The 13,232-nt window shown below is 73.8% G+C and carries 10 protein-coding genes; 4 read left to right on the forward strand and 6 right to left on the reverse strand.

Annotated elements, in window-relative coordinates; all coding sequences use genetic code 11:
* Positions 1-275: 275 nt before the first annotated feature.
* The 3 genes from ACWDS7_RS24470 to ACWDS7_RS24480 form a co-directional block, all read right to left on the reverse strand.
* Positions 276-1,703, reverse strand: a complete 1,428-nt coding sequence (locus ACWDS7_RS24470; RefSeq protein ID WP_451931159.1) for an RNB domain-containing ribonuclease — start codon at positions 1,701-1,703, stop codon at positions 276-278.
* 237 nt (positions 1,704-1,940) lie between these two features.
* Positions 1,941-2,849, reverse strand: a complete 909-nt coding sequence (locus ACWDS7_RS24475; protein ID WP_451931160.1) for a 5'-3' exonuclease — start codon at positions 2,847-2,849, stop codon at positions 1,941-1,943.
* A gap of 195 nt (positions 2,850-3,044) precedes the next feature.
* Entirely contained in the window at positions 3,045-4,283 is a 1,239-nt protein-coding gene (locus ACWDS7_RS24480; protein WP_451931161.1) for a PP2C family protein-serine/threonine phosphatase, read from the reverse strand.
* Positions 4,284-4,512: 229 nt separating this feature from the next.
* Here ACWDS7_RS24480 and ACWDS7_RS24485 point away from each other — a divergent pair, with 229 nt between their 5' ends.
* Together ACWDS7_RS24485 and ACWDS7_RS24490 are read left to right on the forward strand one after the other, a co-directional pair.
* Positions 4,513-5,622 (forward strand): M24 family metallopeptidase, encoded by a 1,110-nt coding sequence (locus ACWDS7_RS24485; RefSeq protein ID WP_451931162.1) that lies wholly within the window; start codon positions 4,513-4,515, stop codon positions 5,620-5,622.
* 82 nt (positions 5,623-5,704) lie between these two features.
* Positions 5,705-6,847: an acyl-CoA dehydrogenase family protein gene (locus tag ACWDS7_RS24490; protein ID WP_451931163.1), complete on the forward strand. Its 1,143-nt coding sequence runs from the start codon at positions 5,705-5,707 to the stop codon at positions 6,845-6,847.
* A 26-nt stretch (positions 6,848-6,873) separates the two neighbouring features.
* Here ACWDS7_RS24490 and ACWDS7_RS24495 read toward each other — a convergent pair whose 3' ends face one another.
* From ACWDS7_RS24495 to ACWDS7_RS24505, 3 genes are all read right to left on the reverse strand, one after another.
* Positions 6,874-7,563, reverse strand: a complete 690-nt coding sequence (locus tag ACWDS7_RS24495) for a hypothetical protein (protein ID WP_451931164.1) — start codon at positions 7,561-7,563, stop codon at positions 6,874-6,876.
* Between the two features lie 147 nt (positions 7,564-7,710).
* Positions 7,711-8,838 (reverse strand): alkene reductase, encoded by a 1,128-nt coding sequence (locus tag ACWDS7_RS24500; protein WP_451931165.1) that lies wholly within the window; start codon positions 8,836-8,838, stop codon positions 7,711-7,713.
* A 156-nt stretch (positions 8,839-8,994) separates the two neighbouring features.
* On the reverse strand, positions 8,995-10,407 hold the full coding sequence (locus ACWDS7_RS24505) for a dihydrolipoyl dehydrogenase family protein (protein ID WP_451931166.1): 1,413 nt from the start codon (positions 10,405-10,407) through the stop codon (positions 8,995-8,997).
* Between the two features lie 213 nt (positions 10,408-10,620).
* Between ACWDS7_RS24505 and ACWDS7_RS24510 the strand changes: the two genes are divergently transcribed.
* Both ACWDS7_RS24510 and ACWDS7_RS24515 read left to right on the forward strand, forming a co-directional pair.
* On the forward strand, positions 10,621-12,201 hold the full coding sequence (locus tag ACWDS7_RS24510) for a sensor histidine kinase (RefSeq protein ID WP_451931167.1): 1,581 nt from the start codon (positions 10,621-10,623) through the stop codon (positions 12,199-12,201).
* Between the two features lie 102 nt (positions 12,202-12,303).
* Entirely contained in the window at positions 12,304-12,780 is a 477-nt protein-coding gene (locus ACWDS7_RS24515) for an Lrp/AsnC family transcriptional regulator (protein ID WP_306869262.1), read from the forward strand.
* Positions 12,781-13,232: the final 452 nt, after the last annotated feature.

Here is a 13,232-nt window from a genome sequence, read left to right on the forward strand (position 1 = left end):
ATCTTCCAGCTCGCCGGCGTGGCCGTCGGCAGCATCGTGACCGTCACCACGCTCGCCCTGGCGGGGCTGATCGCCCTGGCGCTGCACCTGGCGGGCGTCGGTGCCGCCTGGAGCCTGAAGAAGTAAGCCGTCCGTCCCGAGTCCGAGGCCGCGCCCGAGCCCCCCGGGTGCGGCCTCTCGCCGTCCCCGTCGCCGGACCCTCGTCGCCAGGCCCCCGGCCTCGGGCTCGCAGAGCGGGCCGGGCCGCCGTGAGGCGCTCGCCGGTGTCCGCGCTGTCAGGCCAGGCTGAAGCGGACCTCCCGGGTGGCCGGGTCGGCGCGCGTCAGCCGCACCTGGACGGCCTCGCCGAGCACGAGCCCCTCGCCGTCGCAGCGGGCCACCACCGCCGGGTCGCTGATCTGCACCTGGCCCTGGGCGTGGCCGTCGTCCACGTCGATCACCACCGCGTCGAAGGCCTGGCCCACCCGGTCGCGCAGCACGAACGCCTCCACCAGGTCCACGCACGCCCGCTCGACCGCGCTCGCCCGCCGCCCGGTCGTGTGCATGATGCCGGGCAGGTCGTCCATGGCCTGCTGGATCTCCTCGGGCACCGGCTCCCCCGCCGCGATCGACAGGCAGATCTCGCCGGCGTAGCGGTCGATGAGGCGGCGCAGCGGCGCGGTCACGTGCGCGTACGGCGCGGCCACCGCGGCGTGCTCGGCCTGGGCGGGCGGCTCGCCGTTGAAGGCGACGTATCCGGCCCCGCGCAGCAGCACCGTGGACTCCTCCAGGAAGGCGGCCTGCTCGGGGATCTTCGGGTCGAGCCCGTGCACGACGTCGCCGTAGGCGGCACCCTCCGGCCACGGCACGCCGAGCGCGGCGGCCACCCGGCGGACCTGGGCGACCTTCTCGGCGGGGGCGGGCGGCAGCACCCGCAGCAGGCCGATCTCGGCGTCCAGCATCATCGAGGCGGCGGCCATGCCGGTCAGCAGGGAGATCTGCGCGTTCCAGGCCTCGGCGTCGAGCGAGGCACGCAGCTCCACCCGGTAGCCGTCCCCGTCGGGGACGACCTCCTGCTCGGGCGTGGGCAGGGTGACCCCGCCCCTGGCCCGCTCCAGCGCGAGCCGGAGCCTGCCGATCTCGGCCAGCAGCCGCAGCGTGCCGTCGGCGGTGCCGGTGTCCACCGCCGCCTGCACGTAGTCGTAGTCGAGCCGCTCCCGGCTGCGCACCAGCGCCCGGGTCACGTCGGCGCCCACGATCCGGCCGTCGGTGTCCAGGTCGACGCACCACAGCACGGCCGGTCTGGTCACCCCGGGCAGCAGGCTGGCGGCGCCCTCCGACAGGATCGCCGGGTGCAGCGGCACCCGGACGTCGGGCATGTAGACGGTCTCGCCGCGGCTGCGGGCCTCGGTGTCGATCGCCCCGCCGGGCCGTACGAACGCCGCGACGTCGGCGATGGCGTACCAGACGCGGTAGCCGCCGGGGCGTTCCTCCAGGTGCAGGGCCTGGTCCAGATCCATGGAGCCGGGTGGGTCGACGGTGATGAACGGCAGATCGGTCCGGTCGAGCTTGGGCAGCACGGGCACCTCGGCGACCCACTCGGCCTCCTCGGTCACGGCACGGGGGAACCCCGCCGGGAGCTTCAGCTCCCGGCGGATCCGGTCAAAACCATCATCGAGTCGCGGATGGGACTCTCCGGGCATCCGGATGCTCTTGTGCGGCACGGGGATCAACCTACCGTTCTCTACCACGCCGACCTCGCCGGATGCCCCTCGGGGGGATGGCGGAAGGCGGGCGCGACACCGTGAGCGGACCGCCGGACCGGTGGCCGCGCTCGGACGCGGTCGAGCTGTCCATGCCGGCCTCCTCCGTGCGCGCGTACTCGAAAGTACTACGCCTTCCCCGGATCCGGCCGGGCAAGCGGGCCGGTCCGTCTCCTGTGCCGGGGAGCCGCGGGCGGGTCAGCCCGCCGCCTGTGACAGGGCCTGCGACAGGCGGCCCAGGGGGCCGCCCAGGCCGTAGCGCTCGGCCAGGGCCGCCAACGCCTGCGGGTCGCGCGGCTGGACGGGGAGGGCGAGATCCAGCTCCGGGACCGGGACGTCACGGACGACTTGGACCACCGCGGGGGCGGCCCGGAGGTAGTCGCGGGCCGCGCTCAACTTGGCCCGCTGGCCCGCCGTCAGGTCGCCGCCCTCGTCCACGGCTCTGAGCAGGGCCGTCAGCGAGCCGAACCGGGTGATCAGCGTGGCCGCGGTCTTGTCGCCGACCCCGGGGACGCCCGGCAGGCCGTCACTGGGGTCGCCGCGCAGAGTGGCGAAGTCGGCGTAGGAGCGGCCGGGGACGCCGTATCTGGCGGTGACGGCGGCCTCGTCGACGGGTTCGAGGTTCTTGACCCCCCTCGCCGTGTAGAGGACGCGGATGGGCCGGCCGTCGTCCACCAGTTGGAACATGTCCCGATCGCCGGTGACGATGTCCACCTGCCCCTTGGCCCGTACGGCGAGCGTGCCCATCACGTCGTCGGCCTCGTAGCCCGGGACGCCGACCCGGGCGATGCCCACCGCGTCGAGCACCTGCTCGATCACCGGCACCTGCGGGGAGAGCGTGTCGGGGACCTCCTCGACGTCGCCCGAGGCGACCCGGTGCGCCTTGTAGGTCGGGATCGCCGCCACCCGGAAGGCCGGGCGCCAGTCCGCGTCCATGCAGGCGGCCAGCTCGCCGGGGGAGTGCTGGCGGACCAGCATGGCGATCATGTCGATCACGCCGCGGACCGCGTTGACCGGCATCCCGTCGGGGGCGGTCATCGACTCGGGCACCCCGTAGAAGGCGCGGTAGTAGAGGGAAGGGGTGTCGAGGAGCATCAGACCGGGCATGGCGACCATTTAACCAAGCACCGCCTGCCGGCCGAACACTGTTTGACCAAGCGCTGCCCGACCACGCGCGCTGAGCCGGCCGGATCCGTCCGGCGGCCACCGGCAGGTCACCGGTGGCCGCCGGACGACGTCACCTGTCGAGGGATCTCATCGACGACGCCCGCGGCCGGCCGGGCCCGAGCCACGCCCACGGGTTCAGCGACCCCGCGTGCCTCCACCACGCACGTCGATCGCCAGCACACAGGTGTCGTCCTCGGGGTTGGGCCCGCCGACGGCCCGGATGAGCCGGTCCAGCCCGGCCTGCAGGCCGTCCCCGGTGAGACCGGCCGCCGCTTCCAGGGCCAGGGCCAGACCCTCGTCGATGTCACGGGAGCGCCGCTCGACCAGCCCGTCGGTGAACAGCAACAGCAGATCTCCCTCCATCAGCTCCACAGCGGCCGCTCCGTACGGCTCGGTGAGCGTGGCGCCGAGCAGCACCCCGGCGGGCGGGTCGAGCTGGGCGGCCACCCCGTCACGGACCAGGATCGGCGCGGGGTGGCCGGCCTGACTCCAGGTGAACACGCGGGTGACGGGATCGAGATGGCCGATCACGGCGGTCGCGGTGGTCTCCGCCTGCCGGTGCATCACCAGGGCGTTGAGCCAGGTCAGGAGCTTGTCGGCGGACTCGCCGGTCATCGCCAGGCCGATCAGCGCGTGCCGGAGCCGGGCCATCCGGGCGATCGCCGGCAGGCCGTGCCCGGACACGTCGCCGATGGCCAGCACCAGCCGGCCGTCGGGCAGGGTGCTGGCGTCGTACCAGTCGCCGCCGAGGCCGGCCCCGGTGCCCGCCGGGACGTAGCGGACCTCGATGCGCGCGTGCGGCAGCTCGACGGCGGTCCCGAGGCCGGGCATGATCGCATCCCGCAGGGCCACGCTGAGGTGCCGCTCCTCGGCCGCCTGCTCACGGACCTCCAGGAGCTGGCGCCGGGACTCCGACATGATCCGCTCGGCCCGGCGCCGGCCGGTGATGTCCTGGATCACCCCGTGCACGGCGGTGCGCCCGCCGGTCGCGACCGGGTCGAGGACCGCGCGCAGGTGGCGGACCTCTCCCTGGCGCCGGATGCGGAACTCGGCCTGCCCGGACTCGGCGCCGTGCATGACCGCCCGCAGCAGCCGGTCGAGGTCGGCCCGGTCGGCAGCCTCGACGTGGGCTGTCAGGTCGCGCAGGTGGATGGGGCCGTCGCCGGGGTCTCGGCCGAAGATGGCATAGGCGCGTTCGGACCAGACGGACTCCCCGGTCTGGAGATTCCACTCGGCCCAGCCCAGGTTGCCCAGCCGCTCGGCGTGCGCCAGCCGCGCGCTGAGAAGTTGTTGTTCCACGGCCATGTGCTCGTCCAGCTCTCCGCGTAACCGCTGCACCATCTCTGCCGCGGTCAGCGGGGCGGAACCGGTCACGAGGTCGTTTCGTGGGTGGAGGGGTGGCTGGTGGCCGCCCACTACGCCGACCATGTAGCTCGCTCTCGGAATGTGGGGCCTTACGGACGTTCTGTCGACAAAATGTGATCGTCCTTCAACGGAGTGTAGTGAAACCGACGTCACTCCGGCGGCTTTTCCGCAGTTTCCCTCGGCGCGCGGGGCCGTGTGTGGCGTCGGCGCGTCCGGGATTAGATTGGTCGGTGTGACGATGGAGTCCTCTGACCTGTATCCCGTTGCCCGCCTGGCCGCTGTCCAGGAGGCGACCGCCGCCGCCGGCCTCGACGCGCTGCTGCTGACGCCGGGCCCCGACCTCCGCTATGTGACCGGTTACGAGGCGCTGCCGCTGGAGCGGCTCACCTGCCTGGTGCTGCCGGCCGCGGGTGACGCCTTCCTGATGGTGCCCCGCCTGGAGCTGCCCGCCGCCGAGCACTCCCCGGCGTCGAGACTCGGCATCGAGTTCGTGCCCTGGGACGAGACCGACGACCCCTACGCGGCCGTCGGCGCGCGCCTGGGCGGGGTCGCCCGGGTCGGCCTGGCCGACCGCATGTGGGCGATGCAGTCGCTGCGCTTCCGCGAGGCGATCCCCGGCGCCGAGCAGGTGCTCGCCGGATCCGTCCTGCGCGGGCTGCGCATGCGCAAGAGCCCGGCCGAGGTGGCGGCGCTGCGCGAGGCGGGCGCGGCGATCGACTCCGTGCACGCCCAGGTGCCCGGCTTCCTACGGGCCGGCCGGACCGAGCGCGAGGTCGGCAGGGACATCGCCGACGCGATCATCGAGGCGGGGCACTCGACCGTCGACTTCGTCATCGTCGGCTCCGGGCCCAACGGCGCCAGCCCGCACCACGAGCTGTCCGACCGGATCATCCACGAGGGCGAGCCGGTCGTGGTCGACATCGGCGGTCAGATGCCCAGCGGCTACTGCTCCGACTCGACCCGGGTCTACTCCGTCGGCGAGCCCCCCGCCGACTTCGTGAAGTACTACGACGTGCTCCAGCGCGCCCAGGAAGCCGCCTGCGCTGCCGTACGGCCCGGCGTGTCGTGCGAGTCGATCGACGCCGTCGCGCGCGAGGTGATCGCCGCCGAGGGTTACGGGGAGCACTTCATCCACCGCACCGGCCACGGCATCGGCCTGGAGACCCACGAGGAGCCCTACATCGTCGCGGGCAACGCCGAGCCGCTGGCCCCGGGCTTCGCCTTCTCCGTCGAGCCGGGCATCTACCTGCGCGGAGCGCACGGCGCCCGGATCGAGGACATCGTCATCTGCACCGAGGAGGGCGGCGAGCGGGTCAACCACCGACCTCGCGGACTCGTCATCGTGTAACAAGTGCCACAATCGGGGTGGCCGGTGACCCCGGTCACCCCACTTTCTTGTCGTCCACGTCCATGACCTGGAGTGTGCGGAAATGACCGTTGAGCGTGTGCTGCCGACCGCCGAGTCCCGTGACCTGTTGGAGCTGGTCCGTGATCTGATCGACAAGGAGGTGGCGCCCCGGGCGTCGGCCGACGAGTCCGCCGGGCGCTTCCCCCGCGAGGTGTTCACCACCCTGGGCCGGGCCGGGCTGCTCGGGCTGCCCTACCCCGAGGAGCACGGCGGCGCGGCGCAGCCGTATGAGGTCTATCTTCAGATGATCGAGGAGCTGGCGGCCGGCTGGCTGGCGGTCGGCCTGGGCCTGTCGGTGCACACCCTGTCCTGCTTCCCGGTGGCCGCCTACGGCAGCGCGGCACAGCGCGCCGCGCTGCTGCCGGACATGCTGGGCGGTGAGACGCTGGGCGCCTACTGCCTGTCGGAGCCCCAGTCCGGCTCCGACGCCGCCGCCCTGGTCACCCGCGCCGTGCGCGACGCCGACGGTTACGTGGTGGACGGGGTGAAGGCCTGGATCACCCACGGCGGCGCCGCCGACTTCTACACCCTGATGGCCCGCACCTCCGACAGCGGCGGGCGCGGCATCTCCTGCTTCCACGTCCCCGCCGGGACCGAGGGGCTGTCGTTCGGCCGGCCCGAGCGGAAGATGGGGATGCGGTCCTCGCCGACCGCCCAGGTCCGCTTCGACGCGGCACGGCTGGCCCCCGACGCGCTGCTGGGCGCGGAGGGCGAGGGCTTCCGCATCGCCATGGCCGCCCTGGACGGCGGCAGGCTCGGCATCGCCGCCTGCGCCGTCGGTGTGGCCCAGGCCGCCTGCGACGCCGCCACCGCCTACGCCAAGGAGCGCCGCCAGTTCGGCTCGCGCATCGCCGACTTCCAGGGGATCGGCTTCATGCTCGCCGACATGGCCACCCAGATCGCCGCCGCGCGAGCCCTCTACCTCGACGCCGCCCGCCTGCGTGACGCGGGCCGGCCGTACGGCACGCAGGCGGCGATGGCCAAGCTGTTCGCCACCGACGTGTGCATGAAGGTCACCACTGACGCCGTGCAGGTCCTGGGCGGCTACGGCTACGTCGAGGACTTCCCGGTCGAGCGCTACATGCGGGAGGCCAAGGTCCTGCAGATCGTCGAGGGCACCAACCAGGTCCAGCGCCTGGTGATCAGCCGCGCCCTCGCGCGGTAGGCGCCGCCCCGGGACGGGGCGGCGCGTCAGAGCGGGCCCAGCAGGAGGGGGAGCGCGAAGAGGGCCGCGCTGGAGGCGGCGGCGCAGGTGAGGGCGGTGAGCGCGGTGCGCGTGCGCGCCGCCGCCGTCGGGCGCAGCAGGAACGGCAGCGACAGGCCCAGGGCCGCGAGGGAGAGGGGCGCCCATGGCCCGGGCTGGGGGGCGCCGTGCGGTGGGCCCGCCGCCTGCTGGGCGACCAGGCTGAACAGCAGCAGGCCGCTGAGCAGCCCCACGGCGATGTCGCCGCCGGCGTCCGGTCTGCGGCTGAGGTGCCCGGCCAGGCCGAAGGTGACTATCGTGACGCCCAGCGCGGTCGTCCAGCCGCCGCTCTGGCTCAGCAGGCTCTCGGCGTGGTCGAGGGCCTGGGCGGTCAGGTGGCCGGCCGTCAGCCCCGCGCTGGTCAGGGCGCCGTTGAGGGCCGCCCACCCGGCCTGTGGCGAGCCGCGTGTCATGCCCAGCACCAGCACCCCGTACAGGTAGGGGTCGTAGGCTCTGACGACGTCGTCGGGCAGGGCGCGGGCCAGCGATCCGCCCGTCAGGGCCAGGAGCATGCCCAGTGCGAGCCCGGCGGTCATCTGCCGCATGATGCGGCGTTCCCGCCGGTCCGACGCCCGGAAATCGACCTGCCAGCGCGCCTCGCGCCGGCCGATCCGCGCCGCCCTGTCCATGGCCGCCATGTCGCCCCCTGACTGTCGCCGGAGTCCGCCCGTCAGACGCTGTGACCTTCACATTGCCTGTTTTTCGTGACGAAATCATGACAAAAAGGTCAAACAACTGTCTTTTCTCATGGCCGATCCATGAACCTCGCCGGGCACGCCGGCCCCTCACCCGCCGTCGCCGCGCCGCCGGTCGAGGGTGGGGTAGTCGGTGTAGCCCTCCGCGCCGCCGCCGTAGAGGCCCGTGGGCAGCGGGTGGTTCAGGGGCGCTCCGGTGCGCAGCCGCTCGACCAGGTCCGGGTTGGCCACGAAGGCGCTTCCGAAGGCCACCATGTCGGCGCCGCGTTTCAGCCACCACGCCGCCGGATGGGTCTTGGCCAGGTCGGCGGGGTTGTTCAGCGGGGTGACGATCAGGGCCGTCGGCCACAGCGCGTGGATCCGGCCGTCCAGCTCGGCGTCCCCGGTCTCGCTCAGATGCAGGTAGGCGATCGGGTCGCCGGCCAGCTCGCCGATCAGCGTGGTGTAGGTCCCGGCCGGGTCGTGCTCGGACATGTCGCCGTGGCGATTGCCGGGGGAGATGCGCAGCCCCACCCGCTCGGGCCCGACGGCGGCGGCGACGGCGCGTACGACCTCGACGACGATCCGGATCCGCCCGGCGGTGCCGCCGCCCCACGCGTCGGCGCGCAGGTTGCTGCCGTCACCGAGGAACTGGTGCAGCAGGTAGCCGTTGGCGGCGTGGATCTCCACGCCGTCCAGGCCCGCCGCGACCGCGCGCCGGGCCGCGCGGGCGAAGTCGCCGACGATCTGGCGGATCTGCGCGGCGCTCAGCTCCCGGGGCGTGACCGCGTCGAGCCGTCCGTCCGGCGTGTAGACGAGGGTGCGGGCGCGGACCGGCGAGGGCGCGACCGGACGCAGGCCGCCGGGCAGGAAGCCGGGATGGGCCAGCCGGCCGGCGTGCATGAGCTGGACGAAGACATGCCCGCCCGCCCCGTGCACCGCGTCCGCGACCCGGGCCCAGCCGCGCTGGTGCTCGTCGGTGTGCAGTCCCGGCGCGCCGGGGCCGATGCGGCCGGCGGGGCCCGGGTGGGTGCCCTCGGCGATGATGAGGCCCGCGGAGGCGCGCTGGGCGTAGTAGGTGGCCATGAGAGGGCCGGGAGTGCCGTCGGCGGCTGCCCTGGAGCGGCTCATCGGCGCCATGGCGACCCGGTTGGGCAGGGTCACGGCGCCCAGCCGCACCGGCTCGAAGAGCGCGGACGTCCCCTTCGCGGGCGCCCCCTTCGCGGGTGTCGTCTCCATCGGCGTCGCTTTCGCGGGCGTGGTCTGCTGAGGAGCGGAGCGCCGGCCCACGGCGCGGCGGGGCCGGTGGCTGCGGCCCGGTCGTGGCGGGCGCGGACGGACATCCGTCTGCCGACCACGCTACCCCCCGCGCCGCGGCGGCCCGCCGCCGGGCGGTCAGAGGCCGTACTCCTCCAGCAGCCGCAGCCAGATCTCGCTGACCGTGGGGAAGGACGGGACGGCGTGCCAGAGCCGGTCCAGCGTCACCTCGGCGGTGACCGCGACCGTCGCCGAGTGCAGCAGCTCGGCCACGCCCGGCCCGGCGAAGGTCACGCCCAGCAGGACGCGCCGGCGCTCGTCCACGACGGCCTTGGCCCTGCCCCGGTAGCTCTCGCCGAGCAGGTAGGCCCCGGAGACCGCGCCCAGGTCGTACTCGACCACCCGCACCTCGAACCCCTCGGCCCTGGCCGCGGCCTCGGTCCGGCCCACCGAGCAGACCTGGGGGTCGGTGAAGACCACCTGCGGCGCGCCGTACCCGTCGGCCGTGTCGCGCATCGCCGGCAGGTCGTCGCGCTCTCCCCGCGCCCGCGCCGCGATGACGTCGCCGCACACCCGGGCCTGGTATTTGCCCATGTGGGTGAGGAGATTGCGGCCGTTGACGTCGCCCACGGCGTACAGCCAGCCGTCGGCGACCCCGCCGGCCCGCATGCTGTCGTCGACCCGCACCGGCTCGGTGTCCGGCAGGCCGACGGTGTCGAGCCCGAGATCGCCGGTCGCGGGCCTGCGGCCGGTGGCCACCAGCAGCTCGTCGGCCTCCACCGGCGCCCCCTCGGCGAGGTGGACGGTCACCGGGCCCCCGGGCCGGGGCCGCTCCACCCCGGTCACCTGGGCGCCGGTGCGCACCCGGACGCCGGCGTCGGTGAGCGAGGCCGCCAGGAGCTCCCCGGCGAACGGCTCCATCCGGCCCAGCAGCGAGTGCCCGCGCACCAGCATCGTCGTCTCCCGGGCGCCGAGCCCGTGCAGGGCCTGTGCCATCTCGCAGGCCACCACGCCTCCGCCCAGTACGGCCAGCCGCTCCGGGACGACCTGGACGCCGGTCGCCTGGCGGCTCGTCCACGGTGCGGACTCCGCCAGCCCGGGGACCGGCGGGATCACCGGCCGGCTGCCGGTGGCCAGCACGACGGCGTGCCGGGCGCGCAGCAGGCGGGTGGAGCCGTCGCGGGCGGTCACCTCGACCTGCCTGGGACCCCGCAGCCGCCCGCGTCCCCGAACGAACTCCGCCGGGACGCTCCTGATCCATTTCACCTGGTTGCCGTCGTCCAGGTGTGACACCGCCTCGTCGCGCCGGGCGAGCACGGCACGGACGTCGATCGGCTCCAGCGCCAGCCCGGGAACCCGGCGGGCGTCCGCGGCGAGCTCCACCGGCCGCAGCAGCGCCTTGCTGGGGATGCAGGCCCAGTAGGCGCATTCGCCGCCGGCCAGCTCCTCCTCCACCACCACCGAGCTCAGCCCCGCGCGGCCGGCGCGGCCGGCGACGTTCTCGCCCGCGGGACCGGCGCCTACCACGATCACGTCGAACTCGTCGGACATGACCACCCCCACCTCTCAGAGCAACAGGCCGATCGCCATGGTCAGTGTGACGGCGCCGGCCGCACCAGCTTCGCAGCCTCGCCGCGGGGGGCGGAGCGCGGGGGCCGGGAGGCATCGTCTCTTACGGGAGGAGCGCTCCGTTCCGGTATCTTTCGTCAGCCGCCGGGTCTCCGCGACCCCGGGCAGAGCGAGACTCCGCGAGATGGGAAGCCGATGACCACCGACCAAGCACGCCCGGCCGGGCCCTGGCGGAGCCGCTGGAGGGCGCAGACCTGGTTCAACGTCGTGCTGCTGGTCATGGCCGTGCTCCTCGGGCTGTCGGCGCTGATCGGCGCCGCCGTCCTGCGGAGCGCCGCGCAGGCCTCCGACCGCCTCATCGACGAGATCTCGATGGGCAGGATCCAGGCGGAGCGCATGCAGACGGCCCTGGTGAACCAGGAGACCGGGCTGCGGGGCTACGTCCTCACCGGCAAGGAGGAGTTCCTCCAGCCCTACCGGGACGGGCAGCGTGACCAGCTCGCCGCGGCGTCGCAGATCAGGGCGGCGGCGCCGACGGCGCGGGAGCTGAAGGAGCTGGTGGCGGTGGAACGGCTGAGCGCCCAATGGCGCTCCGCCTACGCGGAGCCGGTGATCGAGGCCGTGCGGGGCTCCGGGCCGGAGAGCGTCAGCGCCGGGCGGGCCGAGGGCGGCAAGCACGCCTTCGACGCCGTCCGCGACGCGCTCACCGAGCAGAACGCCGCCTGGAGCCGGGCCAGGGAGAGCGCGCGTGCCGAGCTGACCACCGCCCGCACGGTCCGGGACATGACCTTCTCCGTCATACTGATCGCCTTCCTCGTCACCGTCATCATGGTGGCGGTGCTGCTGCGGATCGCGGTGTTCGGCCCCCTGGCGCGCCTGGGCGAGGCCTCGCGCCGCGTCACCGGCGGCGACTTCGAGCACCACGTCGACACCGGCGGGCCGGCCGACCTCGCCGAGCTGGCCGGTGACATGGAGGCGATGCGCAGGCGGATCGTCAGCGAGCTGGAGGAGGCCCGCGCCTCCCGGCAGCAGGTCGCCGCGCAGGCGGAGGAGCTGAAGCGCTCCAACGCCGAGCTGGAGCAGTTCGCCTACGTGGCCTCCCACGACCTGCAGGAGCCGCTGCGCAAGATCGCGTCCTTCTGCCAGATGCTCCAGCAGCGCTACGCCTCCCAGCTCGACGAGAGGGCCAACACCTACATCGACTTCGCCGTCGACGGCGCCAAGCGCATGCAGGTCCTCATCAACGAGCTGCTCACCTTCTCCCGGGTGGGCCGCGTCCACCAGGAGCCGGTCGAGATGGACCTCAACGACGTGGTCGGCAGGGCGCTGGACAACCTCTCCGCGGCCGTGGAGGAGTCCGAGGCCGAGATCGAGGTCGGCGACCTGCCGGTGATCGTCGGTGACCGGACCCAGTTCGTGATGCTCTGGCAGAACCTGATCGGCAACTCCCTGAAGTTCCGCACCGCCGATCGCCGGCCCCACGTCCGGATCGAGGCCGAGGAGCGGGACGGGGAGTGGCGGATGACCCTGACCGACAACGGGATCGGCATCGCCCCCAACTTCGCCGACAAGATCTTCGTGATCTTCCAGCGGCTCCACCACCGGGACGCCTACGGGGGCACCGGGATCGGCCTGGCGCTCTGCCGGAAGATCGTGGAGCAGCACGGCGGGAGGATCTGGCTCGACACCGACTACGGCGACGGGGCCCGTTTCGTCATCACCCTGCCCGTCACCGCGGAGCAGCCGCAGGAGGCGCCCGCCGAAGGGAGCGACTGAGGACCGGCGGCCGCCGGCCGGCGGGGTGGCGGGTGCGGTTGGGACCATGCCGTGACCCCGTGGCGGCGCGGGGGGCCGCCGGGTGCCGTTACCGTTGATCGGGTGGAGGAGATCGACCGCCGGATCGTGACGTTGCTGGCCAAGGACGGCCGGATGAGCTTCACCGACCTCGCCAGGGAGACCGGGCTGTCGGTGTCGGCGGTGCACCAGCGGGTGCGTCGGCTGGAGAAGCGCGGGGTGGTGCGGGGATACGCCGCGCTGGTCGACTACGACGCGATCGGGCTCTCGCTCACCGCGTTCGTGTCCATCAAGCCGATCGACCCGGCCGCCGCCGACGACGCCCCCGAGCGGCTGGCCCACCTGAGCGCCATCGAGGCCTGCCACAGCGTGGCCGGGGACGAGAGCTACATCCTCAAGGTGCGGGTGGCCTCGCCGATCGCCCTGGAGGAGCTGCTCAACCAGATCCGCAGCTCGGCCAACGTCTCGACCCGGACGACGGTGGTGCTCAGCACGCCGTACGAACACCGGGCCCCCGAGCTGGTGGACCCGGAGACCGGCAAGCCCGACGAGCCCGTCTGAGCCGTCCGGCGAGGCCGTCTGCGCCGCCCGGTGGGCCCGTCCGAGCCGCTCGCGGGCCGTCCTGAGCCGAGCCGTCCGAGCCGTCCGGCGAGCTCGTCCTGAGCCCTGTCCGTCCAAACCGCCCGGCGGGCCGCCGGGCGGGTCCGGCGCGCCGGGGTCTCCGTATCCCGGCGGTCCCGTGCTCCCGGACGACGTGCCCCTGACGGAACGACGTGCCCCTGACAGGCGGGAGCGGCCGCCGTCACAGCGGCCTTGACAGTCCTGGACCGGCCTCGGAAGATGAACATGAGTTCTGTTCAGGTTTTTCCCGGCCCGCCGGGATCCGTCCCGCGGACAGGTCACCGACGAAGGAGCCCGCTTGGAGGAGGCCCGCGCCCGGCCCGCCGGCGTGTCCCCGCTCCGGGCCGACGCGGCTCCCGGGTCCTGCGGGCGGGCCACCCCCCACCGAGCGG

Source organism: Streptosporangium sp. NPDC003464, assembly GCF_053588315.1.

Excerpts from the sequence above, each read along its gene's own strand:
- ACWDS7_RS24475 (WP_451931160.1), bottom strand. The coding sequence starts at position 2,849 with ATGCCCGGTCTGATGCTCCTCGACACCCCTTCCCTCTACTACCGCGCC.
- ACWDS7_RS24500 (WP_451931165.1), bottom strand. The coding sequence starts at position 8,838 with ATGGAGACGACACCCGCGAAGGGGGCGCCCGCGAAGGGGACGTCCGCG.
- ACWDS7_RS24485 (WP_451931162.1), top strand. The coding sequence starts at position 4,513 with ATGGAGTCCTCTGACCTGTATCCCGTTGCCCGCCTGGCCGCTGTCCAG.
- ACWDS7_RS24505 (WP_451931166.1), bottom strand. The coding sequence starts at position 10,407 with ATGTCCGACGAGTTCGACGTGATCGTGGTAGGCGCCGGTCCCGCGGGC.
- ACWDS7_RS24490 (WP_451931163.1), top strand. The coding sequence starts at position 5,705 with ATGACCGTTGAGCGTGTGCTGCCGACCGCCGAGTCCCGTGACCTGTTG.
- ACWDS7_RS24495 (WP_451931164.1), bottom strand. The coding sequence starts at position 7,563 with ATGGCGGCCATGGACAGGGCGGCGCGGATCGGCCGGCGCGAGGCGCGC.
- ACWDS7_RS24510 (WP_451931167.1), top strand. The coding sequence starts at position 10,621 with ATGACCACCGACCAAGCACGCCCGGCCGGGCCCTGGCGGAGCCGCTGG.